The sequence below is a fragment of the Streptomyces sp. NPDC087845 genome (assembly GCF_044742755.1).
GTDB lineage: Bacteria > Actinomycetota > Actinomycetes > Streptomycetales > Streptomycetaceae > Streptomyces.
Genome location: NZ_JBIUVC010000034.1, coordinates 1 through 24,330, shown reverse-complemented (window position 1 = coordinate 24,330; position 24,330 = coordinate 1). Strand labels below are relative to the sequence as shown.

Annotated in this window: 27 protein-coding genes and 3 pseudogenes; 22 read left to right on the top strand and 8 right to left on the bottom strand. The window is 70.6% G+C overall.

Annotated elements, in window-relative coordinates; translation table 11 throughout:
* Positions 1-237: 237 nt before the first annotated feature.
* A pseudogene (locus ACIOMQ_RS40305) lies at positions 238-1,270 on the bottom strand (family 1 glycosylhydrolase); the annotation flags it as partial.
* A gap of 14 nt (positions 1,271-1,284) precedes the next feature.
* Between ACIOMQ_RS40305 and ACIOMQ_RS40300 the strand changes: the two are divergent.
* Complete coding sequence (locus tag ACIOMQ_RS40300; RefSeq protein ID WP_402192700.1) at positions 1,285-1,644, top strand: hypothetical protein; 360 nt, start codon at positions 1,285-1,287, stop codon at positions 1,642-1,644.
* Positions 1,645-1,781: 137 nt separating this feature from the next.
* Here the strand turns inward: ACIOMQ_RS40300 and ACIOMQ_RS40295 are convergent, their stop codons facing one another.
* The 3 genes from ACIOMQ_RS40295 to ACIOMQ_RS40285 form a co-directional block, all read right to left on the bottom strand.
* On the bottom strand, positions 1,782-1,955 hold the full coding sequence (locus ACIOMQ_RS40295) for a hypothetical protein (RefSeq protein ID WP_401270427.1): 174 nt from the start codon (positions 1,953-1,955) through the stop codon (positions 1,782-1,784).
* Between the two features lie 98 nt (positions 1,956-2,053).
* Positions 2,054-2,749, bottom strand: a complete 696-nt coding sequence (locus tag ACIOMQ_RS40290) for a type 1 glutamine amidotransferase domain-containing protein (protein WP_266744792.1) — start codon at positions 2,747-2,749, stop codon at positions 2,054-2,056.
* Positions 2,750-2,956: 207 nt separating this feature from the next.
* Positions 2,957-4,726, bottom strand: coding sequence for an MOSC domain-containing protein (locus ACIOMQ_RS40285; protein WP_401270424.1), 1,770 nt, complete (start codon positions 4,724-4,726; stop codon positions 2,957-2,959).
* A 195-nt stretch (positions 4,727-4,921) separates the two neighbouring features.
* Here ACIOMQ_RS40285 and ACIOMQ_RS40280 point away from each other — a divergent pair, with 195 nt between their 5' ends.
* The 13 genes and pseudogenes from ACIOMQ_RS40280 to ACIOMQ_RS40220 all read left to right on the top strand — a co-directional run.
* On the top strand, positions 4,922-5,635 hold the full coding sequence (locus ACIOMQ_RS40280; RefSeq protein WP_362210867.1) for an SDR family oxidoreductase: 714 nt from the start codon (positions 4,922-4,924) through the stop codon (positions 5,633-5,635).
* A gap of 28 nt (positions 5,636-5,663) precedes the next feature.
* Positions 5,664-6,203: a hypothetical protein gene (locus ACIOMQ_RS40275; protein WP_401943757.1), complete on the top strand. Its 540-nt coding sequence runs from the start codon at positions 5,664-5,666 to the stop codon at positions 6,201-6,203.
* 215 nt (positions 6,204-6,418) lie between these two features.
* Complete coding sequence (locus ACIOMQ_RS40270; protein ID WP_402192697.1) at positions 6,419-7,093, top strand: transposase; 675 nt, start codon at positions 6,419-6,421, stop codon at positions 7,091-7,093.
* Between the two features lie 31 nt (positions 7,094-7,124).
* Positions 7,125-7,697, top strand: coding sequence for a GNAT family protein (locus ACIOMQ_RS40265; protein WP_362210941.1), 573 nt, complete (start codon positions 7,125-7,127; stop codon positions 7,695-7,697).
* A gap of 1,143 nt (positions 7,698-8,840) precedes the next feature.
* Complete coding sequence (locus ACIOMQ_RS40260; RefSeq protein WP_401270416.1) at positions 8,841-9,059, top strand: NUDIX domain-containing protein; 219 nt, start codon at positions 8,841-8,843, stop codon at positions 9,057-9,059.
* Positions 9,038-9,286 carry a Tn3 family transposase gene (locus ACIOMQ_RS40255; RefSeq protein ID WP_402192694.1) on the top strand — a complete coding sequence of 83 codons (249 nt, stop codon included), beginning with the start codon at positions 9,038-9,040 and terminating at the stop codon, positions 9,284-9,286. The genes ACIOMQ_RS40260 and ACIOMQ_RS40255 overlap by 22 nt, the downstream gene beginning before the upstream one ends.
* A gap of 21 nt (positions 9,287-9,307) precedes the next feature.
* Positions 9,308-10,336 (top strand): 3-oxoacyl-ACP synthase III family protein, encoded by a 1,029-nt coding sequence (locus tag ACIOMQ_RS40250; protein ID WP_402192691.1) that lies wholly within the window; start codon positions 9,308-9,310, stop codon positions 10,334-10,336.
* The gene (locus tag ACIOMQ_RS40245) at positions 10,333-11,073 is read left to right on the top strand and encodes a glycosyltransferase family 2 protein (RefSeq protein ID WP_402192689.1); all 741 of its coding nucleotides are present in this window, start codon (positions 10,333-10,335) and stop codon (positions 11,071-11,073) included. Before ACIOMQ_RS40250 ends, ACIOMQ_RS40245 begins: the two co-directional genes overlap by 4 nt.
* The gene (locus ACIOMQ_RS40240) at positions 11,073-12,551 is read left to right on the top strand and encodes a class I adenylate-forming enzyme family protein (RefSeq protein WP_402192687.1); all 1,479 of its coding nucleotides are present in this window, start codon (positions 11,073-11,075) and stop codon (positions 12,549-12,551) included. The genes ACIOMQ_RS40245 and ACIOMQ_RS40240 overlap by 1 nt, the downstream gene beginning before the upstream one ends.
* Positions 12,548-13,324 carry a glycosyltransferase gene (locus ACIOMQ_RS40235; RefSeq protein ID WP_402192685.1) on the top strand — a complete coding sequence of 259 codons (777 nt, stop codon included), beginning with the start codon at positions 12,548-12,550 and terminating at the stop codon, positions 13,322-13,324. Before ACIOMQ_RS40240 ends, ACIOMQ_RS40235 begins: the two co-directional genes overlap by 4 nt.
* Positions 13,325-13,344: 20 nt before the next feature.
* Positions 13,345-14,466 carry a cytochrome P450 gene (locus ACIOMQ_RS40230; protein ID WP_402192683.1) on the top strand — a complete coding sequence of 374 codons (1,122 nt, stop codon included), beginning with the start codon at positions 13,345-13,347 and terminating at the stop codon, positions 14,464-14,466.
* Complete coding sequence (locus tag ACIOMQ_RS40225; protein WP_401759731.1) at positions 14,463-15,374, top strand: NAD-dependent epimerase/dehydratase family protein; 912 nt, start codon at positions 14,463-14,465, stop codon at positions 15,372-15,374. Before ACIOMQ_RS40230 ends, ACIOMQ_RS40225 begins: the two co-directional genes overlap by 4 nt.
* 54 nt (positions 15,375-15,428) lie before the next feature.
* Positions 15,429-15,877 (top strand): annotated as a pseudogene (locus ACIOMQ_RS40220) (ISAzo13 family transposase); the annotation flags it as partial.
* A gap of 58 nt (positions 15,878-15,935) precedes the next feature.
* Here the strand turns inward: ACIOMQ_RS40220 and ACIOMQ_RS40215 are convergent.
* Both ACIOMQ_RS40215 and ACIOMQ_RS40210 read right to left on the bottom strand, forming a co-directional pair.
* Positions 15,936-17,375: a transposase gene (locus ACIOMQ_RS40215; RefSeq protein ID WP_402192681.1), complete on the bottom strand. Its 1,440-nt coding sequence runs from the start codon at positions 17,373-17,375 to the stop codon at positions 15,936-15,938.
* A 124-nt stretch (positions 17,376-17,499) separates the two neighbouring features.
* Positions 17,500-17,691: pseudogene (locus ACIOMQ_RS40210) on the bottom strand (transposase domain-containing protein); the annotation flags it as partial.
* A gap of 462 nt (positions 17,692-18,153) precedes the next feature.
* Here ACIOMQ_RS40210 and ACIOMQ_RS40205 point away from each other — a divergent pair.
* On the top strand, positions 18,154-18,639 hold the full coding sequence (locus ACIOMQ_RS40205) for a hypothetical protein (protein ID WP_362210908.1): 486 nt from the start codon (positions 18,154-18,156) through the stop codon (positions 18,637-18,639).
* A gap of 183 nt (positions 18,640-18,822) precedes the next feature.
* Here the strand turns inward: ACIOMQ_RS40205 and ACIOMQ_RS40200 are convergent, their stop codons facing one another.
* The gene (locus ACIOMQ_RS40200; RefSeq protein WP_402192678.1) at positions 18,823-19,593 is read right to left on the bottom strand and encodes an MIP/aquaporin family protein; all 771 of its coding nucleotides are present in this window, start codon (positions 19,591-19,593) and stop codon (positions 18,823-18,825) included.
* A 126-nt stretch (positions 19,594-19,719) separates the two neighbouring features.
* Positions 19,720-20,388 carry a hypothetical protein gene (locus ACIOMQ_RS40195; RefSeq protein WP_402129078.1) on the bottom strand — a complete coding sequence of 223 codons (669 nt, stop codon included), beginning with the start codon at positions 20,386-20,388 and terminating at the stop codon, positions 19,720-19,722.
* 102 nt (positions 20,389-20,490) lie between these two features.
* Between ACIOMQ_RS40195 and ACIOMQ_RS40190 the strand changes: the two genes are divergently transcribed.
* The 7 genes from ACIOMQ_RS40190 to ACIOMQ_RS40160 all read left to right on the top strand — a co-directional run.
* Entirely contained in the window at positions 20,491-21,132 is a 642-nt protein-coding gene (locus tag ACIOMQ_RS40190; RefSeq protein WP_401270384.1) for a TetR/AcrR family transcriptional regulator, read from the top strand.
* 78 nt (positions 21,133-21,210) lie between these two features.
* Positions 21,211-21,735, top strand: a complete 525-nt coding sequence (locus ACIOMQ_RS40185) for a hypothetical protein (protein ID WP_402192674.1) — start codon at positions 21,211-21,213, stop codon at positions 21,733-21,735.
* A gap of 51 nt (positions 21,736-21,786) precedes the next feature.
* Complete coding sequence (locus tag ACIOMQ_RS40180) at positions 21,787-22,158, top strand: ABC transporter permease (protein ID WP_402192672.1); 372 nt, start codon at positions 21,787-21,789, stop codon at positions 22,156-22,158.
* Positions 22,155-22,538 (top strand): hypothetical protein, encoded by a 384-nt coding sequence (locus ACIOMQ_RS40175; RefSeq protein WP_402192669.1) that lies wholly within the window; start codon positions 22,155-22,157, stop codon positions 22,536-22,538. The genes ACIOMQ_RS40180 and ACIOMQ_RS40175 overlap by 4 nt, the downstream gene beginning before the upstream one ends.
* Entirely contained in the window at positions 22,496-22,906 is a 411-nt protein-coding gene (locus tag ACIOMQ_RS40170; protein WP_402192666.1) for an ABC transporter permease subunit, read from the top strand. The genes ACIOMQ_RS40175 and ACIOMQ_RS40170 overlap by 43 nt, the downstream gene beginning before the upstream one ends.
* On the top strand, positions 22,903-23,814 hold the full coding sequence (locus ACIOMQ_RS40165; RefSeq protein ID WP_402192664.1) for an ABC transporter substrate-binding protein: 912 nt from the start codon (positions 22,903-22,905) through the stop codon (positions 23,812-23,814). The genes ACIOMQ_RS40170 and ACIOMQ_RS40165 overlap by 4 nt, the downstream gene beginning before the upstream one ends.
* Positions 23,815-24,119: 305 nt before the next feature.
* Positions 24,120-24,330 (top strand): transposase (locus ACIOMQ_RS40160; protein WP_402192662.1); only part of this gene is annotated, 211 nt, incomplete at its 3' end.

Sequence of the window (24,330 nt, the reverse complement as noted above, 5' to 3'; positions counted from 1 at the left end):
TGTCGCGGGGCCGCTCCCCCGAGCGCGGCCTCGGTCCGCTCCGCCCTCGTGCGGGCGATCGGAAGTGGCCTGCGCACAGGACCACCGCTCATGTCCCCCGCGCACCCGCGGCGAGCGCTCTCGTGCGGCTGACACCTGCTCAATCGTGCGGCTGAGGTGCGGTTGGCTCATGCCGATAGCCGTCTTCCCGCCGCGCGGCGGGGAAGCGGCTCTCTGTCGTTCACGGCCGTTCCGGGGTCAGCCGGAGGTGGCCTCCCGGTGCGCCCGGATGATGTCCGCGTACCGTCGTCCGCTCGTCTTCACGGTGCGCCGCTGCGTCGATCAGTCGACGTGCACCAGCGCGAAGCGTTTGTCGTAGCCGTAGGCCCATTCGAAGTTGTCGGGCAGGGACCAGGCGTAGTACCCGGCGAGCGGAGCCCCCTTGCGCAGGGCTCCGGCGCAGGCCGCGAGGTGCTGCTCCAGGTAGCGGGTGCGCTCGGGGTCGTGGATCCGGCCGTCGGGGCCGACGGTGTCGGGGAAGGCCGAGCCGTTCTCGGTGACGTACAGGCGGCGCACGCCGTAGTCCTCGGTGAGCCGCAGCAGGAACGCCTCCAGGCCGCCGGCGTCGATCTGCCAGTCCATGCCGGTGCGGGGCATGTCGGGGAGGCGGACCTCGCGGGCGTACGGGACGGGGCCCGCCGGGTCGTCGGCGACGGTGACCGGGAAGTAGTAGTTGAGGCCGTGCCAGTCCAACGGGGCGGCGATCGTCTCCGGGTCCCCGGACCGCTCGGGGAGCTCGATCCCGTACAGCTCGCGCATGTCGGCGGGGAAGCCGCGGCCGTACACCGGGTCGAGCCACCAGCGGTTGGTGTGGCCGTCCATGCGGGCGGCGGCCTCGATGTCCTCGGGCCGCGTCGAGGCGGGCGTGACCGTCGAGTGGTTGGTGACCAGGCCGATCCGTGCGCCCGGCGCCGCGGCGCGGACGGCCGCCGTGAGATCGGTCAGACCGGGGGGCCATCCGCCCCTCCAGATGGCCGATCCATCCGGAGCAGAGCGGTTCGTTGAGGGTGGCCCACCGGGTGACCCGGTCGCGCCGAGCCGTTCGGCGACGACGGAGGCGTAGGCGGCGAGGTGTTCGGCGGTCTCGCGCACGCTCCAGCCGCCGCGGTCCTGGAGCGCCTGCGGCAGGTGCCCGTGGTAGAGGGTGACGGGGGGTGATTCCGGCGCCGAGGAGTCCGTCGACGAGCCGGTCTTAGAAGTCGAGTCCGGCCGTGTTGACGGGTCTCTTTCCGCGGGAACCCGAGGATGGGCTGTCGTGTTTTCGTAGGTTCGGCCTTCGGGTTCAGGCGAACCGCGCTGCTGGACGGGTTCGACACCGCCGCCGAGGAGATCCGGATCACTCGCAAGACGCTGCTGGAGCTGCCCGATCCGCCACCACCCGTGCCGGCGGCCGCGAAGCTGCCGGACCGTCCGGCCTACCAGCAGATCATGGCGGTATACGCCGCGGCCGATGCCCCGCTGCGGGCACGGGCGGTGTGTGAGGCGATGGACTTGGAGATCGCTCCCGGCAACATCAACAACGTCCGTCTCAAGCTCAAGCGGCTCGCCGAGCGGGGGATCCTGGCCGAGACCGAGCAGGGGCTGTTCACCCTGCCACGTCCGTAGCCCCACCGGCGGGCCGCAACCAGCCTGCCCAGCCCAGCCGAAAGGCCAAACCGGGCATCACCTCAGGTACCGCCCACTGAAAACGGTGCTTGAAGCACGGCAGCTGTTGTCCGTGATCCGGGTGCTGTTGTCGCTGGTCAGGGTGTTGTGTCGGCGTAGGCGTGCCAGGCGAGGTGGCAGGTCCGGGCTCGGTGCTGGTCGTGTCGGCGCCAGCTGGACCAGTGCAGGACGTGCTCTGCGTCGCGCCGGGGCGGTGGCAGGACGAGTAGCCGCAGCAGCAGCCATGGGCCGATCCAGCAGAGCCTGGGCAACCGTCGCTTCCGTCGTTATGGCCCTTTCGCTCGGAACACCACGCGCCCGACGTCCTGCGACGCGGGCGCGTGCCTGGGCCGGATCGCTCCAGGACAGGTCACTTGAGGATCTCCAGCATCCGGTTCCCGAGGACCGCGGCCGAGGCCGGGTTCTGTCCGGTCACCAGGTTGCGGTCCTCGACCATGTAGGGCTCCCAGATCGGACCACGGCTGAAGTTGACCCCGACCTTCGCCTTCACGTCGGTCTCCAGCAGCCACGGCGCCCTGGAGGCCAGTCCGACGCCGTCCTCCTCCTCGTCGGTGAAGCAGGTGATGTTGTAGCCCTTGAACGGCGACTCACCGTGGATCCTGGTGGCCAGCATCGCGGCGGGACCGTGACAGACGATGAACAGCGGGTTGCCCGAGGCCAACTGCTGGGTCAGCAGCCGCCCCACGTCGGCGTCCCACGCCAGGTCCGCCATCGGCCCGTGACCTCCCGGCAGGTAGACCGCGTCGTAGTCCTCCAGGCGCACGTCCGACAGCTGCAGCGGTCGACGCATCACCTCCGCGGAACGGATGATGGCCTCCAGCTCCAGGGCGCTGTCGTTTCCACCGACCATCTCGGGGCGCAGGCTCATCATGTCGACGGTCGGCGTCACACCGTTCGGCGTCGCGACGACGACCTCGTGACCGGCGTCCGTGAGGATCTTGTACGGGTTCGCGAACTCCTCGGCCCAGTAGCCGGTCGCGTGCCGCGTGCCGTCCTTCAACACCCAGTAGGTGGCTCCGCTGACGATGAAAAGCACCTTTGCCATGGGAGAAGTCCCCTCTCGGACGCATGCCAGGAGCGGGTTCGGCGGGATGCCTCACGAAACCGACCCACCCCCGCCGGTTTTCTCCCCCCTTCCCACGCAACCACGCTAGGCAGCTGCGCCGACCGCGCGCAACCCGGTGCTCCGTCGGCGGCCTTGGACGCGTATCGCGCCGTCGGCGGTGGCGCCCTCGGCCACGGACGCATCCGGTCACATGTCCAGGACCACGTCGGCCGGGGGCGTCGAACAGCAGATGAGCGCGCTTCCTCCGGCGGGGGGCTCCAGGGGCTGCGGGGCGTACTCGACGCGGCCGGAGAGAAGCGCGGTCTCGCAGGTGTGACAGATTCCGGTGCGGCAGGACCAGCGCACGGGCACGTCGCACGCCTCGGCGAGTCCGAGCAGCGTCCCGTAGTCAGGGTGCCAGGGGACGATCAGCCCGCTGCGCGCGAAGGCTACGGACGGCCCCGGGCGGCCGCCGGGAGGAGCGGCCGGCTGGTGCGGTGCCCGGGCGGATCCGGTCACCACACCGGGGGTGACGGCGGACGTGGCCCCGAAGACCTCGGTGTGGATCCGGGAGGACGGCAGGCCGCAGGCCTCCAGGGCTCCGGTCATGTCCCGCATGAACGCGCTCGGCCCGCAGATGTAGGCGTCGGCGTCCGGAGGCGGCTCCAGGCTGCGGATCCGCCCGGGACTGAACCGCCCACTGACCGTGTAGTCGACACCTGGGCGGTCGACGCCGGACGGACGGCTGTAGGAGACGAACGACCGGCCTGCGGGCAGCTGGGAGAGCAGTGCGCGCACTTCGCCGGTGAACGGGTGGTTCTCGCCGTCCCGGGCCGCGTGCAGCCACCACACCGCGCGCTGCGAGCGCTCCGCGGCCAGAGCGTGCAGCATGGCCAGGACCGGGGTGGCACCGACACCGGCGGACAGCAGCAGGACCGGAGTGTCCGCGTCCGCGAGCAGGAACGTGCCGCGCGGAGCGGCGACATCGAGAACGTCACCCACCTTCACGTGCTGACGCAGGTAGGTGCTGGCGGCGCCGTGTGGCTCCTGCTTGACACTGATGCGGTACGTCTCGGCGCCCGGTCGGCCGGAGAGCGAGTAGTTGCGGATGACCGGGGAAGCCTGTGGGTCCGGCCGCAGGCGGACCGTGAGGAACTGCCCCGGCAGAGCGGCTGGGAGCGGCTCACCGTCAACTGCCGCCAGAGTGAGCGAGAAGATGCTCGCGCTCTCCGGCTCAATGCGGGCGACTTCGAGCCGACGGAACCCGGGCCAGGCCGGCGGCGGGCTGCTGGTGGTCAGCCCGCGGTTTCCACCCACGGCGCCGGAGCCGCGATCCGCGTCGTCGAACAGGGCTCGCAGCGACGTCTTCCAGCCGGGGCTCAACGCGGGGATGCGCAGGGCCCGTTCGAGCTGCGGCCGGGCGTGGCCGGGCAGGTAGAGCAGCGCGTCGATCTCCGCGACGGTCATCTCCTCGGGGCCCGAGGCGATCTTCACGATCTCGTCCCCGGCCCGCACCCGCCCTTCAGTCAGCACCCGCATGTAGAAGCCCGGGCGGCGATGGGACACCAGCAGGGCGGCCATCTGCGGCTCGCCGAGCCGCAACCCCACGCGGTAGCACGTCACGCGGGGTTGGGTGACCTCGAAGACCGCACCGCCGATCTCGTAGCGGTCACCGATGCACACCTCGTCGTCGGCGAGTCCGTCCACAGTGAGGTTCTCGCCGAACTGGCCGTACGTGAAGTCGTCCCGCTTCAGGTACTCCTGCCAATGGCGATAGGAGCTCAACTGGTAGACCAGCACGGCACGCTGCTCGCCGCCGTGCCCGGCGAGGTCACCCTGCCCGTCGCCGTCCAGGTTGAGGCGGCGCGCCATCACGGGCCCGGCGACGGGGTGCTTCCAGATGCCAGTGTGGGTGGTCCCGCCGTGCCAGGGGACGTCCTTGGGCATGCCGACGTTCACGGCGATCAGAGCGGCCATGACCTGTGCTCCTCCCGCGCTCGACAGGCCGGTGTCTCCAGCGTCGTACGGTCGGCGGCCGACCGCACCCGAAGAGCTCTACGCGGCGCCGGGGCTCGGCGACACGTAGAGTGAGAGCTGGTGGGCGCCGTCGCCGCGTGTGGCCCGCCGTGAGCCGGAGACTTCCAGCGCGAGAACCTCAGCTTGGACATACCCATGAGCTCGGAGAAGAAGGTGGCAATCGTCACCGGTGCTTCACAAGGCATCGGCGCGGCCGTCGCCGACGCGTACCGCAGGCGGGGGTACGCCGTCGTCGTGACCGCCCGGTCCATCCCCTCGTCGCACGATCCGGACGTACTCGCCGTGCCCGGCGACCTGAGCCGGCCCGGTACCGGTGCGCAGATCGTCGAGCAGGCGCTGGACCGCTTCGGCCGGGTCGACACGCTGGTGAACAACGCCGGCGTCTACCGGGAGAAACCATTCACCGACTACACCGACGCCGACTACGACCTGGTGACCGGCGTCAACCTGCGCGGCTTCTTCGACGTCACGCGCAGCGCCATCCCCGCGATGCTCGCAGGCGGCGACGGCGGGCACGTCCTGTGCGTGTCGACGTCGCTGGTCGACCGCGCCAACGCGCGCATACCCGCGGCGCTCGCCTCGCTGACCAAAGGCGGCCTGGTCGCGGCGACGAAGGAGCTGGCCATCGAATACGCGGCGCGCCGCATCCGCGCCAACGCCGTCTCGCTCGGCGTCATCCGCACTCCGATGCACCCGGACGACCCGGGCGGCACGCTCGCCGCGCTGCACCCGCTCGGGCGGATGGGCGAGATCGACGACGTCGTCGAGGCGATCATGTACCTCGAACAGGCCTCGTTCGTCACCGGCGAGATCCTGCACGTCGACGGCGGCCAGAGCGCCGGCTTCTGAAAGTACCGGGATCGGGAGTGATCGGCCTATGCGCACTCGCAAGCAGCTGGCTCCGCTCGGCGCTGTCGGTGCGGGTCTGGCGGCGGGAGTGATCGGCACCGTCTGCATGGACAGCGTGCGGTTCCTGCGCCAGCGCCGGGCCGGCGGCGAACACAACGCCCTGCACTGGGAGTTCGCCCCGGTCCGCACCTGGCAGGAGGCGCCGGATCCCGGGCAGGCCGGAAGGCGCCTGGCCGAGGCCTTCACCCTGCGCGAGCTGCCGGACAGTGCGGCGTTCCCCGTCAGCACGTTCATGCACTGGACCTATGGAGTGGGCAACGCGGCCTTCTACGGCGTCGTCAGCGCCTCGCTGCGCAAGCCCCACGTCCTCTACGGGCTCCCGTACGGTGCGCTCGTGTGGCTCAGCGGATACGTGTTGCTTCCGATCGCGGGACTCTACAGACCCATCTGGGCATACGACGCCAAGACGCTGGGTGATGATCTGACCGCCCACCTCGCCTACGGTGTCGGCACGAGCAGCGCTTTCTGGTTGCTGAGCAGGGTTTCCGTGTTCTCACGGCAGCTGTAGTTCGTGATCTGGGTGGGGTGGCGCTGGTCGGCGAGGTGGGGGCCGGGTTCGGAGATGATGATGGCTGTCGCGATCATGACGAGGCATGACCCATCAGGGAGCGGCGGCCGCTGTCACAGTGGCGCGGCGGGCAGTACCTGGAGCGGTGCGAGGGCCTGATGGGCCGGGTGGCCGGCTGCTTCCCGCGGCGGGAGAGCCGCGGGACGTTCCGGGAGATGGCCCAGGGCCTGCTGATGGAGTTGGAGGACGTGAACTGCTGGACGCCGGCCGAGGCGATCGGCCATCGGGGTCCGCACCGGTTGCAGGACCTGCTCTCCCGCGCGGTCTGGGACCAGGAGCGCGCCTTGGAGCGGACTGCGGCCTGGGCCGTGGAAGTGCTGGACGACGGTGACGGTGTGCCGATCGCGGAGGAGACCGGGGACGAGAAGTCTTCCACGGACGCGGTCGGCGCCGGCCCGCAGTACTCCGGCACGCTGGGCGGGGTCGGGATGTGCCAGGTCGCCGTCCACCCCACCTTCGCCACCGGCCGCGGCCCCATGGTGACCGGCCGGGCTCTGTACCTGCCCAGGGACTGTGCCGGGGACGAGGAACGCCGTGAGCTGGCCGGCGCTCCCGAGGAAGTGTGCCTCGCCACCAAGCCCGAACTCGCCGCGGCCCTGCTCACGCGGGCGGTGGCCGGCGGGATACGGGCCGCGTTCTTCGCGGCCGACGAGGTCTACGGCACCCGCCACCTGCGGCGCACCTGCCGCACCCCCGAGCTCGGGTACGCGGTCGCGGTCCGCTCCCAACCACACGGAGAGACGCTCGGTCGCGCCGATGAGCGGACACGTCGTTCTGCCAGCCCGCCGAGAAAACCCATTGCGAGTGACCCGCATCGGATGTCTGATTGACCGGCCACCGATCAGGGGAGGGAACATGAGTATGTCGCTGCCCGTCCCCTCGTTGCACACCGCTCGCCTTCGACTGCGTGCATTCGAAGACGCGGATGCGAACGACCTCTTCGCACTGCACAGCAGCGCCTGCGTGCTGCGCTACTGGGACGCGCCACCGTGGAGCGAACGCGTGCGCGCCGAAAAGTTCATCACGGCTTGCCGACAGATGGCACAGGAGGGCACCGGGGCGCGGCTGGCCGTGGATCGTGTCTCCGACGGGGCGTTCATCGGCTGGTGCAGCCTGAACAGGTGGAATCCGGACTACCGCAGCGCGTCGCTTGGCTACTGCTTCGACGATGCAGCGTGGGGCCACGGCTACGCGACCGAGGCCGCGCGCGCTTTGCTGCGGTGGGCATTCGACACGCTGGAGCTAAATCGCGTCCAAGCTGAGACCGATACGCGCAACGTGGCATCTGCCCGCGTGCTGGAGAAGCTCGGCTTCGCGCGTGAAGGGACGTTGCGGGAGGACTGCGTAGTCAACGGCGAGGTCTCTGACTCGTGGGTCTACGGGCTGATCAGGCGGGAGTGGCGGCCGTCGTCGGAGCCGGTTCCCGCCCACTGAGTTACGTCGCTCGGCACCCGGTATCGGCCACGCCCCAAACCACTGATCACTGCGCCTCATCCACACACAACGGCGAACCGAACAAAGGGTTACATACCATCTTCTCGGACCGAGCGGCAGTTTCAGCCTGCCGCGCAGGTCCTCACTGTCGATCGCTCGAGCAACGCGCAGGTACTCGCAGTCCTTGCAGCGGCAGGCCCTTTGAACAACGATCTCGACCAGGTCGGTGAGCTTCGTCCCGACCGTCTCGCCGTGGTCAGCGACCGCCACGTCCCGTATGAGGCTCTGTTTCGTGCCCCACTCCTTGGCATGCCGGGCCCACTCCTGCGGATACCTTGCTCCCCATCCCAGGAAGAGAAGGGCATGGGACAGACCCTGCCATGTCCTGATGTCCCCGGGCGGGCGGTTCCACAACGCGTTGGGCAGCGTATACCTCCCCGCTTCGACGTACATCTCATGTGCCTGCAGGAAGGCCGGATCCCGCCACTGCGCCTGTCCGCCGAGCGGCAGCCTCAAGCGCCACAACTCATTGAACCGACCAAGAGTATCCCGCACGTTCCCCTGGACATCGGCAAGACGGACCAGCGCCGCAGCCCGTTCGGCAGGATCGTCGGCTCTCAGCCCGAACGCCCAGCCCAACCGCGCGTCCCACGCATGGGCTTCGTCAACGCCCGCACCCGCATCCGCTTCCTTCGTCACGCAGGAGATCACCCCCAGTCACGACACCGAGGTGCGTCGGCCCTCGCCTTCACCCAGAGCACAGATCGCTCGGGCAACGCGACAGCGAATCAGGAATCCCGAAGTTACGTCAGTAGGCAGTCGAACCTCCGACGAAGGAAGAACCCCCTGACCACAGGGTCAAAGTGCTCAGCGGAGGTTCGGAGAACTCGTGGGATGTCACAAAGAAGTTCGGGTCCATCGGGCTGATCTGGTCCGGTGCGTAGGTCCTCCACAGCACCTCGACCTGGTCGACGACTCGCTTCGGCGGCAGCCCTTTCCAGCGGTGCAGGCTGGTCTTCGGCTCGCTGCAGAACCCGCAGGGATGCGGGCAGCCTCAGGACGCCAGGTTGCTCAGGTCCCGGACCCTGTCGGTGTAGTACGCGGTGACCGGGATCAGGGTGTGGTCCAGGGGCGGCACAGTGGTTGGGCGCAGCAGCGCTGTTCACCGACCAGCTCGGCCGCGTGCTGCTGGTCAAACCCACCTACCGTGAGGAGTGGCTGCTCCCCGGCGGGGGTGCCGAGGGCGGGGAGAGCCTCGCGCAGGCCTGCGAGCGCGAGGTCCGCGAAGAGCTCGGCCTGACGCGCGCGCCCGGCACGCTGCTGGCCGTTCGCTGGGCATCATGCGGCGCGCCACCGCCATGAAGGCCGAAGGCAACTGCGTCGATTCGCACGGCCAGTCGGAAATCGGCTTCGGACTGACCCGGCTCCTGGGCTACAACCTGCTGCCGCGCATCAAGCAGATCAACACCGCCAAGCTCTACCGGCCCGGCCGCGAGGACGAGGACACCTACGCCAGCCTCACCGACGCTTTCTGCAGGGGCCGATCACCCACGCCAGTTGAGTACCAGCACTCAGGCAGGCTGTCCTGATCCGCCCATAGCGTCCAGCCCATGCACATAGACCACGCTGCTCGCGGCTCCATGCGCCGGGCGGGCATCACTGCGGTGGCCTCCTGCCTGCCGGAGCGCGAAGTGACGTCGCGACAGTTGCAGGAGCGGATCACCGCGGCCTCTAAACTTCCCCTGCCAGCACGGATGCTGGAGAGGGTCACCGGCATCGCTTCGCGCCGGGCTGTGGCGGATGGTGAGTACGCCTCGACGCTCGCGGTAAGGGCTGCCCGTATCGCGCTGGACAGGGCCGGGCTCGCCCCGTACGACGTGGACCTGCTGGTGTTCGCCTCCGCCACCCGGGACGTGGTCGAACCGGCGACCGCCCACATCGTCCAGGCCGAACTGGACTCCCGGGCGCACGCATTGGACGTGACCAACGCGTGCAACAGCTTCGTCAACGGCATCGACACGGCGCGGGCCATGATCCTCGCCGGTCGCGCCCGCCGGGCCCTGGTCGTCACCGGGGAGACCCCGAGCCGTGCGGTGCGGCACGAGCCGTCCGGTTCCGATCAACTCCGGGACGGGTTTGCCGGCTACACCTTCGGCGACGCGGGAGCCGCGGTCGTCCTGGAGGCGGTGGAGCGGGGCGGCATCCTCGACGTGGACACCGAGACGCACTCCGAGCACTGGGCGGTCGGAGGCATCTTCGGCGGCGGTTCGCGCCACCCCCGCGGGGACGAGCACACGTACTTCCACGGTGACGGCGGCGAGCTGCGCGAGGTGTTCGAAAAGGTCGGTACGTCGGTGCTCGACCGGATGCGGCAGCGCACCGGACTGGCGTGGAGCGACTTCCGGCACATCCTGGTGCACCAGGTCACCATGCCGTACCTGGAGCGGTTCGTAGAGCTCACCGGCGTCCCCCGGGACCGGCTCGTCGTCACGGTGCCCGAGCTCGGCAACATGGCCAGTGCCACGCTCGGCGTGCAGCTCGACCGCGTCCACGACGCACTGCAGACCGGTGACCGCGTCCTGTTCGTGGGCCTGGGCGGCGGCGTGAGCATCATGACCATAGTGTGGGAGAAGGCATGAGGGCCCTGTGGGTCGTGGTGCCCGCGCACCAGGAGGCCGCGCGCATCGCCGCCACGCTGGACGCGCTGGCGGGCCAACGCGACCGTGACTTCACCCTCGTCGTCGTGGACAACGCCTCCAGCGACGGCACCGCCGCAGTCGCATGCGACTTCGCCCGCTGGGCGCCCTTCCCGGTGCATGTCCTCAGCGAACCGGAGAAGGGTGTGGGCTGCGCGGTGGACACCGGCTTCCGGTACGCGATCGAGCGCGGCGCGACGCTGCTGGCCCGCACCGACGCCGACTGCCTGCCGCACCCCGGCTGGACGGCCGGCGCCCGCGACGCCCTGCAGCGCGGCGCGGGTCTGGTGTGCGGACGCATCGACGCACGCCGCGACGAGCACGGGCCGCTCGGGCGGGCCGCCTTCCGCGCGCTGGTCCGCATCGCCGCGTTCTTCGGCCGGATACGCCCCGCCCACCACCGCCGCCACGGCTACCTCGCCCCCTACCGGATGCACGCCGGCAACAACATGGCCGTCACCGCGACGCTGTACGAAGCCGTCGGCGGAATGCCGCGCTGCCCTTCCCCCACCGATCGCCTCTTCCTGAACCGGGTGCGCCGCCACACCACCGCCATCGTCCACGCCCGCAACATGGTCGTGGAGAACTCCACCCGCCGGCTGCGCGCCTACGGCCTCGTCGGCACCGCCCTCTGGTACCTCGACAAGGGTCCGGGCCGTCACGGGGAGGACCCGCGCTGATGCTCGAAACCCTCGCCCACACCCTACGGCGCCACCCCGACCGGCCCGCTGTCCTTAGCACCACCCGCACCGGGGCCGTACGCACCAAGGCGACCTTCGGGGACCTGGCCGACCTCGCCGACCGCTACACGGCCGCCCTGCACGCACGAGGCACCGGACGCGGCAGCACCGTCGGCGTCGCCGTCCGGCCCGGGCCCCGGGCCCTGGCCGTGATGCTCGCCGCGCACCGGCTCGGCGCACGGGCCGCGGTGCTCGATCCGGGCGCCGGGCCGGACGTGCTGCGCGCCCGGCTCGCCCTGGCCCGTCCCGACATCGTCCTCGCCGACGCCACCGCCCAGGCGGTCGCCGGATGGGCCCGGCCGCTCGCCCGCCGGGCCCACCTGGCCCTGCCGGACCTCGCGGAGCTGGGCCCGGTGGCCACGGTCGGGCCACGGCTGCCCGGCTGCGCCCCCGCCCTGGACATCGGCGTCCAGGCCATACCGCTGCCGCCCCCGTCGGATGATGACAGCGACGCGGTCATCGTGTTCACCTCGGGCACCACATCACAGCCCCGCGCGGTCGTGCACACCCGCTCCTCGCTCGCCGCCGGCATGACCACGGTGGCCGAGCTGGTACGACCCGAGGCCGGGCGGCCCGTCCTCGGCGGCACCTTCTTCGTCCTCGTACCGTCCCTCGCGAGCGGAGCGCCGGTCGCACTGCCCGCCCGTTCCCCGCGCGTGCTGGCCCGGCAGCTGCGCCGACTCGCCCCGCAGGCCACCTACCTGACACCGCCGCAGCTCCGGCGGCTGCTGGCGGAGGGCGGCCGGCTCTCCGGGCGCGTGTGGACCGGATCGGCTCCAGCCAGCGCCGACCTCCTCACCCGCGTCAAGCGCGCGGGTGCCGAGGAGGCGTGGGGCGTCTACGCGCTGACCGAGCTGTTCCCCGGCTCGGCGGTCGAGCAGGCCGACAAGGCCGCCTTCACCGGCGAGGGGGACCTGGTCGGCGCGCCCCTTCCCGGGGTGGTGGCCAAGACCGACGCGTCCGGTGAGCTGCTGCTGTCCGGCCCCGCCGCGCGGGACCGCTACCTGGGTGAGGAATCGGACATGTGGATCGCCACCGGCGACCAAGCGCGCCTCGACGCCGGCCGGATCGTGCTGGAGGGCCGCCGCAAGGACATGGTCCTGCGGCACGCGGAGAACATCTACCCGGGGCTGTACGAGCCGTCGTTGCACGTACCGGGCGTCGAACTGGCGCTGCTCGTGGGCGTACCGACGGGCGACGGCGACGAGCGCCTGGTCGCCGTCGTACAGCCGCGCCCCGGGGCAGACCGTGACACACTGCGGGCCGCCCTGGCCGGACCGCTGGAACGCATGGGCTCCGCCCGGCCGGACGCGGTGCTGCTCGCCGGCATCCCGCTGTCCGGCCGCTCCCTGAAGCCCGACCGCGCAGCCACCGCCCGCCTCGCCGCCCGGCACCTGACCGAACGGAGGCGGGGATGACCGCGCCAGGCAGTGTGGAGCCGCTGTGGATAGTGGTGCCCGCCTACAACGAGGAGGCCGGGATCAGGGCCACCCTCACCGCTCTCGCCTCCCAGACCGACACCGGCTTCGCCCTGGCCGTCGTCGACAACGCCTCCACCGACGCGACCGCCAACATCGTGCGCCGCTTCGCCGCCACCGCACCCTTCCCCGTGCACCTCGTCCACGAGGAGGAACGGGGCACCGGTGCCGCCGCCGACACCGGCTTCCGGTACGCCGTCGCGCGCGGCGCCGAACTGCTCGTTCGCACGGACGCCGACTGCCTGCCCGCCGCCGACTGGATCGCCGCGGCGCGCAGGGAGTTCGCCCGCGGGACGGAGATGGCCTGCGGCCGCAGCCTTCCGCGCCGCGACGAGGACCCCTCGCTCGCCGAGCGCTACCTGCTTCCGGCCGTGGTACGGGCCACCGCACTGTACGGGCGCTACCGCACGGAGCACCGACACCCCTGCTACCGCGCGCCCTACGTGCTGTGTCACGGGCACAACCTCGCCATCACCGCTGCGCTGTACCTGCGCTGCGGGGGCACGCCCCGCACCCCGCTGGAGGGACCGCCTGAGGACGTCGTCCTCCTCAACCGGGCGCGCGAGCACAGCGACCGGATCGCACGGGCCGAGCGGATGGTGGTCCACACCAGCCTGCGCCGCCTGCGGGCTTGGGGTGCCCGCCGGACCCTGCGGTGGTGCTGGGACCGCCGCTACCGCCCCGCCGATCCGAGAAAGGTACACGTCCGTTGACACACCGACCATCCTCCGCAATGACCCGCGCCCGGCGCCGCGACCGGCGCGTGTACACCCGCTCCCACCCCGTGCTGTTCGCCCTCCTCGCCGCCACCCGCCGCCGGGCGGTCGCCCGCATCGGCGGCGCGGTGCTGGTGCACGGCACTGAGCCGTACCGGCAGGCCCTCACCCGCATCCCGCTGGACCGCACCGCCGCCGGCACCACCGGCGGCGCCGCCCGGGAACTGTCCACGGGCGGCACGCTGTTCGACCAGGAGGGCACCGGTCACCGTTCCACGCGGCGCGCGGTCGCCGACGACCTCGGCGCGGCCGGAGTAGAACGGCTGCGCCCGGTGTGGCAGGACGTCCTGACCCGCCGCCTTGTCCCCCTCGCCGAGGGCCGCGACGTCGACCTCGTACTGCTGGCCCGCGAACTGGCAGGGGCCACCGTCTGCGCGCTCCTGGGCACCGCCGGCGACCCGGAAGGCGTCGCCAAAGCGGCCGCCGAGGCAGCTGCCGCCGCCGTACGCGACCACCTGCCCGGCCCCCGGCCACCGGGCACCGCACGGGCGGCCGCCGCGGCGACGGCCCGGCTGGAAGCATTGCTCGCCCCGGCCGGCGGGCCCGGCGCGGAAGCGGACACGGCCCTGCGGGCGATGCTCGCGGTCGCCGCCGTCAACACCACCGTCGCCGCCCTTCCCCGCGCCGCCGCCTGGTGCGCTGATGCCCGGTTGTGGGACCAGGCAGCCGACGACCGGCTGCGCCCGGCGCTGGTGAGCGAACTGCTGCGGGTAATCGCCCCCTCTCCGCTGCTGCCCCGCGTGGCAGCAGCCAGTACCGACCTGGGCGGCTGCCCGGTACGGGCCGGGGACCGCTTGATCCTGGTGGCACGACACGCCGCGCGAGCCCACGGCGAACCACCGGACGCACGTCACCCCGCTCCTCCCGCCGTGGCCCACCTCGTCTTCGGCACCGGCACCCACACCTGTCCCGGCGCGCGCCTGGCCCGCGCACAGCTCGACGACACCCTCGCCGCGCTCGCCTCCCACCGCCCCACCGTCCTGCGCGCCCGCGTCGACCGGGGTGCAGCCCTGCCGGGCTGGCGCTCCCTCACCGTCCGGGCGACCGAAGGCCACCACCGATCCCCGGGGAACCAATGACCACGATCGCCGTCACCGGCGCGAGCGGCTTCTGCGGCTCCCACGCCGCCACCACGGCCGCCGCCCGCGGCGCCGATGTCCTGTGCGTCGGACGACACCCCGGCCCGGTCGGCCGGCACATCTTCTGGGACGCCGCGCGCGAGGTGCCGGACCTGTCCGGCGCCGACCTCGTCGTGCACTGCGCGGCGGCCGTCGGCGACCCGGTGCCCGGCACTCAGGCCGAGGCCGCCATGCACGCCGTCAATGTCGACGGCACAGCGCGGCTGCTGGAGGCGGCCGCCGGCCGGCCGGTGGTGTGGGTGAGCAGCGCCAGCGTCTACGCGCCCGGCCCCGGACGCTCCCGGATCACCGAGGACCATCCGGTGCGCGGGCACCTGAACGCGTACGGCCGCACCAAGGCCGCCGGCGAGGCGCTGGCGCTCGCCGCGGGCGCCGTGGTGCTGCGGCCGCGGGCGGTCTACGGCGCCGGGGACCCGCACCTGGTGCCCCGGCTGCTGTCCCGCGTCCGCTGCGGACTGCTCATTCTGCCGGGGCCGAGCGTCCACCTCAGCCTGACGGCCGTCGAGAACCTCACCGACGCCTGCCTCGTGGCGGCCGACTGGCCGCCGGGCACGTACAACATCGCCGACCCGGCGCCATACCAACGGGACGAGGCGATCCGGACGGTCCTGCGCGCCCACGGCGTACGGGCGCGCATCGGCCACATCCCGTTGCCAGTCGCCCACACTGCGGCGGGCGCGGCCCAGGCGCTGACCCGGCTGCTCGGCCGCACGGAGCCGCCGCTCACCCGCTACGCCGTGGACCAACTGGCCCACTCCGTTGTCTTGGACGTGTCCAGGGCCGAGTCCCAGGGGTGGATAGCCGGTCGCACTCTGAAGGACTACACAACTTCCCTGCTGAGCAGGTGAACGGGCCGTGACACTGCTGGGCCTGCTTCCCGTCCTGAAGCTCGTTGGCGTGGCATGCGTATCCCGGATGAGGCTGGTACCCAACTTGCTGTGAAGTCTGCTGTGTTGTTCCCGCATCTGGACGAGCGGCAGCGGCGACTGTTGATGGGCGCGGAGGCCCGGGTACTGGGACACGGCGGTGTCCGGGCCGTCGCAGTCAGCGAGACGACGGTCCGCAAGGGAGTGTTCGAACTCGAGTCAGCGAGGCGCCTCTGGGGCGGGTGCGTCGTCCGGGTGGGGGCCGCAAGCGGGTCGCGGATATGGATCCAGGTCTGCGGCTGGCACTGTTGGCGCTGGTGGAGCCGGACGTGCGGGGTGATCCGATGTCGCCGCTGAGGTGGACGGCGAAGTCCACCCGCACGCTTGCGCGGCAGCTGACCCGGTCTGGGCACGGCGTCAGTGCCGACACCGTCGCCGACCTGCTGCGGGAGGAAGGCTTCAGCCTGCAGGCCCCGGTGGTCACGGCCGCCGTCGGCAAGACCGTGACCACCGTCGACGGCGGCTATCCCGGCACCGGAGTCGTCATGCCCCACAGTCGGCGGGCGGGCGGGGCAGGATCTGGACCAGGCCGGCCCAGTTCTCCTCGTCCGCCTTTGTATGGGTGGCTCGGACCCTCCAGCGGCCGGCGGGCAGCGGAACTGATGCCTGGGCGGGCATCCCGCCGCCGGGATACTCGATGTCCAGGTCGGCGCCTGCTTCGGCGGAGGGGGCTTGACCCAAGGCCGGGTAGTTAGCGTTTTCGCTGGTCACGCAGGGGGTTGGGGTCCATGTTGTGGCGGCATAGAGGCCGGGGCCGAGTTTGTGGATGAGGCCGGTCTCGGCCCATCTGGAGAGCTGTCGATACATGGTCTCCATAGTGATGTCGCCGAAACGGGAGGCGATGTCACGCGGGCGCCAGAGGCGGTCGGGGTCCTTCTCGAGCAGGGCCAGGATTCGGTGCCGGCGGCGCTTGGCGAGGGCGGTGTGCCGGTCGTCGCGGGAGACGGCGGGGAGCTGAGGGTGGGATTCCGGAGGCTCGAGGATGTTGATGTCGAGACCGGTGACGGTGCGGGTGTTGTCGGGCCTGCCGTCCTCGTGGCGGGTGCTGTAGCGGGACATCGGTGACTTGACCTTGCGGGTGCTGACCCGCTGGCGTCGGGGCGGGAGGAGGCGGGTCAGGATCCGGTGGCCGATCAGTCCGAGACGACCGGCATCGACGGGGTCGGTGATGACGGCGGCGGCCTGGACGACCTGGTCACGGGCGGTCTGGAGGGCGACGGTGAAGCAGCAGCGGTCCGGGTCGGTGCCCGGCAGCGACTCCGCGGCCTCGACCATCACGGTCCGCAGGGTCTGGTAGAGAGTGAGCAGGGCCCACATCTCCTGCTCGACGCCGGCCGGGTCGCCCGAACGCAGGACGCGCCCGTTCATGATCGTGTGGCGGAGCGCATAGTACGCCGATTCGTGCTCCCACCGCTGGTGGTAGAGACCTGCCAGTACGGCCGCCGGGTAGCGGCGGGCGCCGGTCAGGGTAGTGACCAGCCGGTAGGAGCCTGTGAAGACGGTCCCGCCCGCGCAGGTCACCGTGATGGTCGCGTCGATGACACGGACTTTCTCCGTACCGATCACCGACAGGTACGGGCCGTCGCCGAGACGCGTCAGGACCGGAGTGCGGCGGTTGGCCCGGAGCCGGCCCAGCACCTGAGCGCCGGTCGCGTTCACGGCAGCGAGGAAGCTGTTGCCGTCGAAGCCCTTGTCCCACAGGACCAGCATGTCCGGCCGCAGCAGATGCAGTAGCCGTGAGGCGTAACCGGTCTCGCCGCCGGCTGGCGGCCCGAACACCGCGCCGATGAGCGCCCTGGTCCCGGTCTCGACCAGCGTCATCAACTCCATGGTCGGATAGCAGTGGTGAGACGTCCGCCCCAGCCAGACGCGGTTCCGCTCGGAGTCGGCGACCTTCTGTGAACTGCACCCGTCGAACGACACCGTCCGGAACGGACCGAATCGCACCCCCCGGTGTCGTCGGCCGGGCCAGCGGACCGGCCAGCACCTCGAACAGTGCCCGAACCGGTGCGGCTCCAAGCCGACGGCGCAGATCACGCAGGGCCTTCGGCGTCGAACCGGCCACCGAAACCCCGTCCAGGCCCGCCGCCAGCTTGTCCCAGACCAACCGGTATCCGACCTCGGGGAACAGGCACATCGCGAGCAGGAGGTACACCCCGACCCGCGACGGGAGATCACGCAGTCGCCGCTGTATCGACCGCGTCTCCTCCAGGACCGCGTCGACCAGCTCAAACGGCACGACGGCTGCCAGCTCGCCCAGATGCCCCGGCGCGAACCGGCCCGCCGCCACGGTGACCGTACGGGTGATGGCCACTACCGGGGCCGAAAGGACATGATGAAACGGCAACGGACCACCTCGGGAACAAGCTGTCTTGGACGACTGCCTGTACCAACGAGCTCCGTTGCTCCACGCCGAGAATCCCTCAACGGGCTTGCGTGACCAGCGAAAACGCTAACTACCCGGCCTTGGGTCAGGGCCCGATCGTGCGTGCCGACGAGAGGCTCTCCCGCTGTCGCTGCCTGGCTCGGGCGCCTCACCCCGCCAGTGCTGACTCCGCCTCTTCCTGTAAGTGCCTGACTGTAAGCCCGTGACTACGCGGATGGAACGCCATTCGCCGACGGTGAAGTCTGGGAGTGTCCAGGGGACTCCATCCCGTTGTACGGTCGGGCGGGTACCGCAGCCATCGACACGGGAGCCGAGATGGGACCGGATCATGTTCCTGATTGGTTCTGGGAAGTCCTGGAAGCGACACGACCGCGCCTGTCTGCCCTTGAATTGTGGTTGGAGTCCCAGCCGCGGGAAGTTCTTGAAGCCTTTGCGCTCGCGTACGAGTCCGCGGCTGATTCGCTGGCCGACTTTTCGGAAGGCGTGAGCGTGGATGGGGACGTCTGGTCCGAAGACAGCACCGAAGATCTGTGCATGTGGGTGGTCGGACAGGGCTGCGGTCTGTGGAGCTCGGTGATCGCAGGAGAAGTGCAGTTGGAAGAGGCCGCGCAGATGTATCTGGGCCGTGCGCGGCTGCTTCCAGACTGCGTAGTGCCGTGGGATGGGGATGTCTCGGACCTGGAGCACAGGGGCTACCAGTCTCCCTGGGCCATCGTCCACGGCATCTACCGGACGCGTTTTGCCGAAGAACTCCATGAACGGTTTGGGGTGCCTGAGGAGGTTGCCCGGCCTGGCAGATAGCGCGGCGGGGCTCGCGGCATAGACGTCGCTCGTCTCCCGCCCGCCCGCTGTCAGCATGCTCGAAGCCAAGGCGGGACCAGACGAGATGCGTCTGCCCCGGCCGCCCCGACGGTGTGATCTGGACACGGGTGTGGGCCGGCGTTCCGGTCCGCAGCGATAGCCGATGGGTGGTTTCCCTCTCTGTCAGCACCGGGGCCGCTGTGCGGTCAGGGGTTTGACCAGAGCCACGGGGGCTGCTCCCAGTACCGCGCCGAGCACCGGAGCGAGCAGGTAGATCCACAGGTGGGAGGTGTCCTGGGCCAGGAGCGCCGGACCGAACTGTCGTGCCGGGTTGGCCGATCCGCCGCTGAGGGGACCGAACGTCGCGATGATGACCGCGGTGGCGAGCCCCACCGCGCAGGGGAGCAGTCTGCGGCCGGCGGGGTGTGCCAGGAGCACGGAGAGCATCATGGTCAGCAGGACGAGGACTCCGGTCTCCGCCGTGAGGATCGCGGTGGCGTCCCATGCCGGGTCGGCGTGGACGGTCGCGTAGCCGACGGGGACGCGGGAGACTGCCGGTCCCCAGACAAGTCGGCCGAGCGCCGTTCCCCCCACGGAACCGGCCAGTTGGGCCGTGACGTACGGGACGACGGCGCGGGCCGGGAAGGCGCCGAGCCGCCACAGCGCGATGGTGACGGCGGGGTTGAGGTGTCCGCCGGACCGCCGGCCGGGTGGGGACATCATGAACACCATGAGAAGCACCCCGATGGTGACGCCAAGGATGGCGAGAGCGTAGTGGATGTCATGGGCGGAGATCGGTGAGTCGGGTGCGATAAGCCAGCGCACGCCGGTGACGACGAAGAACAGCAGAAGGCCGGTGAGGCCGAATTCGCAGGCTGCGCGACGCAGGATGCCGGATTCTGCGGTGGTGGGCGGGTCGGCCTGTGCCGGCACGGCCGGAGTTATGAATGCCATGGACATGATCCTGTCGAAGATCGCTGTTCGCCGGGCCGCGCCGAGGAGAGCCCGGGGCGCGGGGTCCCCCTTGGCGGCGGGGACCCCCTGATCACCAGGGGATCCCCGCCTGCGCGCGGAAGGAGCTCACGCCTGGGCGTGCGCACCTTCCAGCCAGTTGGTGAACTCGCAGGCGAAGTGCCACTGATGTCCAACGAAGACGTGCTCAGGGGCGTTGGCCGGGAACTGGATGGTCAGACGGATGCGCAAGCCCTCGGGGCCGTCGCCGAACTCATGCATGACGCGGGCGATCTCCGCGCCGTCGCCGAGGCGTCCGGTGCCGCCGATGCGTACGGGGTACTCCTCGTGGCCCTCGTCCGCGATTTCGACGCCGTCGTGGAAGGTGAGGAAGAACCGGAGGGGGCCGGATCCTATGGTCTCGATGATCTCGACCACTCCGCCGCTGGAGTCGGCGAGGTAGTGCTCGGGGTTGGCGGAGAGCAGCGCGGACCGGTCACCGCCCGCGAGCCGGCCCTGCCACCAGGTGAGGAACCGGTCCATGTCGATCCCGGCGACTGTCATTTCGGTGACGGCCGACCGCCAGGCTCCTCCGGACCCGTTCGGAAGCGATGCCATCACCGCGTCTGACGCGGCGAGATCGGGGGCGAGGAGTTCCCGCATCCGCTCGTCCCCGATCCGCTGCTTCAGCAGGGTGAGCGCCGCACGTGAACGGTCCAGCTCCCACTGCCGAACGGCCTCGCCCCCGTACTCGACACCGTCGATGACAGTGCGGACATCCAGCGCGCCAGTGTTCATGGCGAAGCCCCTTTCGAGCGAAGCGGAGAAATTTTCTCCGCCTACGGCACGCTAGCATAGGCGGAGAGAAGTTCTCCGCTTCATTGATGGAAGGTGGATCTCATGCGGGCGGACGCCGAACGCAGCAGACGACGGATCCTGGATGCCGCCCGCGATGTGTTCCTGGAGCGGGGCCTGGACGCCCCGCTGGACCTGATCGTGCGCCGGGCGGGTGTGGGGCCGGCCACGCTCTACCGTCGCTACGCCGACCGCGAGGCACTCGTGCGTGATCTCACCGGTGACCTGCTCTCACGCCTTGAGGCCGCGGCCCACCAGGCGGTGCGGGAGGAGGGTGACGCGTACGACGCGGTGCGGCGCTTCGTCCACGCGGCAGCCGGCCTCCGGATGGGCGCGGTAATCCCGGTGCTGCTCGAACGGCTCGTTGTCGACCAGGAGTTGATCGAAAGCCGGACCCGCACATCGAGGGCGCTCGACCACCTGATCCACGCGGCGCACGAATCCGGCCGGCTGCGCCCCGAGGTGGGGGCGGGGGACCTGATCCTCCTGTCGATCCGGCTGTCCCGCCCCCTGCCCGGTGGTCTCTCCCGACTCGACACGGACGGCACACTGCTGCACCGCCATCTCGACCTTGCCCTCGACGGCCTGACCACGCAGTCCGCACCAGCGCCCGCCCCTGCCCCGGGCGAACCGCTCACCTTCGCCGACCTCGTCGCCGCCGCCGACCGCCCGAACACGACCGACTGAGCCCGCCGGCACAGCCCGGAGCACGAGAGCCTCCCTCACCAGGCGGCCCCTTTCGTCGCGGTGTGCCCCGGAAGCACGTTGAGCAGTTGGGCGGGGAGGCAGTCCCGAAAGGCCCTCAGGACGGCGCTGGCGGCGGCGTGGTGGTCAAGCTCGGCACGTGGGGACACGCCGAAGAGCGAGTTCGTCGAGCGCTTCGTCGGCGCCGACCGCGGCTTCCGCGCCCTGTCCTTCGTCGCGGCCGGCGATCTGCCGCTGCGAACCCCCGCCACCGTGCGCCTCGGCGACGGCGCGGACGAAGCGCGCGCCATCGCCGACCGGACCGCAGAGCGCTGGCTGCTGACCACCGACGCCGACGGGCTGCCGATCGGCTGGGCCGACACCCAGCAGCTGGTGACCGGCGTCGAGCGTGAGTCTCTGAGGCCGCTCGGCGCGACCTTCACCGCCGCGGGCTCAGTACGCAGCGCGCTCGACGCCGCGCTGGCCTCCCCGTGCGGCCAGGCCGTCCGCATCGACGACAAGGGCGCCGCCGTCGGCGTGGTGGCGGCCACCGAGATCACGCAGCACATCGCCGACCGGCGCGAGCAACTGGAGCCCGCGACATGAAGTGGGACTGGATCGGCGAGAACGCCGGCACCATCGAGAACCTTCTACGCCATGGCCCTGCTGATCCGCTCCGTCGTCGACGGGCTCCGGTCGGTCCCCGACCACGTCACGCAGGCCGCCTCCGCGATCGGCTACCGCCGATACCGGCAGCTGCTCCAAGTCGAGCTGCCCATCACCCTGCCCGTGATCGCATCCGGGGTGCGCGTCGTCCCCGTTTCCACCATCAGTCTGGTGAGCGTCGGTGCCCTCATCGGCACCGGCGGTCCCGGAGAGCTGTTCACCCAGGGGTTCCAGCTCGGGTTCCTCACCCCGATCGTCGTCGGCGGGGTCCTGTCCGTCGCGATCACGCTGCTGGCCGACGGACTGCTGCTGTTCGTCCAGCGGATCCTCACCCCTTGGGCTCGCGCAGGGAGCGTCCGATGAACATACTCAGCCAACTGGGGACCTACCTCACCGACGCCGCCCACTGGTCGGGACAGGACGGCATCCCCATGCGTGTGCTGGAACACCTGGAGTACACGGGGCTGGCGCTGCTCATCGCCGTGGTGATCGCACTGCCCATCGGACTGTTGATCGGACACACCAACAAGGGCGCCACCTGGGTCATCGCCCTGGGAAACGCCTCCCGCTCCCTGCCCACGCTCGGCCTTCTCACCCTCACCGTCCTCCTCGCGGGACTCGGCCTGGTACCGGTCCTGGTCGCCCTCGTCATCCTCGCGGTCCCCCCATCCTCACCTCCACCTACGCCGGCATCCGGAACGTGGAGCCGTCGATCACCGACGCAGCGCGCGGGGTGGGCATGAAGGAACTCCAGGTCCTACTGCAGGCGGAGCTCCCCTCCTCCGCACCGCCCATCATCAGCGGCATCCGCAGCGCGACGCTGCAAATGGTGGCGACCGCGACCGTCGCGGCCTACGTCGCACCGGGCGGCCTGGGCCGGCTGCTCGTCGACGGCCTGGCCTCCCTCGACTACGCGCAGATGCTCTCCGGAGCCGTACTCGTCGCAGCGCTTGCCCTGGCGGTCGACGGCGTCCTGGCGCTCGTCCAGCGGTTGGTCGTCTCCGACGGCCTGACCGGCCGGGCCTCCCGTGCCGGGACTGCTTCCGACACCACCGAGACCTCCCCCGATGGCCTCCCGAGCCCCGCCTCTGAAAGGACGGCACTGTCATGAAGCGCTTCCTCACCCACCTGGTCCCGGCCCTGGCGGCAACCCTGTCGCTGACCGCCTGCGGCGGCGACCCCCTCGCCGCCACGCCGGAGCAGGGCTCCTCCGGCGGCAGCGTCGTCGTAGGCTCGGCCAACTTCCCCGAGAGCAACCTCCTCGCGGAGATCTACGCCCAGGCACTGCGGGCCAAGGGCGTCTCGGCCACCACGAAGCTGAACATCGGCAGCCGTGAGGTCTCCATGGCCGCACTGAAGGACGGCTCGATCGACATGCTGCCCGAGTACAACGGGGCACTGCTCAACTACTTCACGGGCGGAGACGCCACACAGACAACCACCAGCGAGATCAACACCGCGCTGAAGAAGGCGCTCCCGAAGGGCCTGACGGTGCTCGACGCGTCCGAGGCCCAGGACAAGGACGGCTTCGCCGTCACCAAGGAGACCGCCGAGAAGTACGGCCTGTCCTCCCTCGCGGACCTGAAGCAGGCCAACGGCAAGCTCGTCCTGGGCGGAGCGTCGGAACTGCGCACGCGCTTCGTCGGGATCAAGGGACTCAAGCAGGTCTACGGCCTGGACTTCAAGCAGTACAAGCCGCTCGACGCAGCAGGCCCCCTCACGGTCGCGGCACTCAAGGACGGCGCCATCGACATCGCGAACCTCTACACGACGCAGAGCACGATCAAGCAGAACGGCTTCGTCGTGCTCGACGATCCCAAGCACCTGGTCGCGGCCGAGAACGTCCTGCCCGTCGCTCGGAAGTCCAAGATGTCCCCGGACGTGAAGTCCAGGCTCAACGCCGTGTCGGCCGAACTCACCACGAAGGACCTCGCCGCACTGGTGAAGCAGGTCGAAATCGACAAGAGCCTCCCCCGGGCCGTGGCCAAGAGCTACATCAGCGAACACGGACTCGACTAAGGGCTGTCCCGTAATCCCTGGCGGGCGTGCGACGGCAGCTACGGCGCCTCGCCGCGTTGTCGGAACGCCCGAATACTTCCAGTATTCGGGAGTCCCTCCGCCTTGCGATGCACCGCATCCGATGCCGCACGCCGATCCACCCGGGAATACGGGACAGCCCTTAAGCTTGATCTTTAACCTCGGGGCCCGAACGAGTCCTCGTACTTGATCACTCGGACTGGTAACTGCCGTACGTGCAGGCGGCCTTCGGCTGAGCATGTGATCCGACCAAGGAACACACAACACTCAGCACGAAGGCCGTGGGAATGAGCCTGTCGCATCGCGTCGTCCGGGAGGATCCGTTTGCGGAACTGTCACGCTTCCGGGGTGAGTTCTATTCCTGTCTGACCAGGCGTGCGGATGCGTTGTTCGAGCTCGCGGCCGCCGTGTTGTGCGCCGATGGTCCGGTCCGGTCGCTGGTGGAGCTGTCGCTGGTGGGCGAGCATCGTCGCGGGCACGGTGGGCTCTACGACGCTC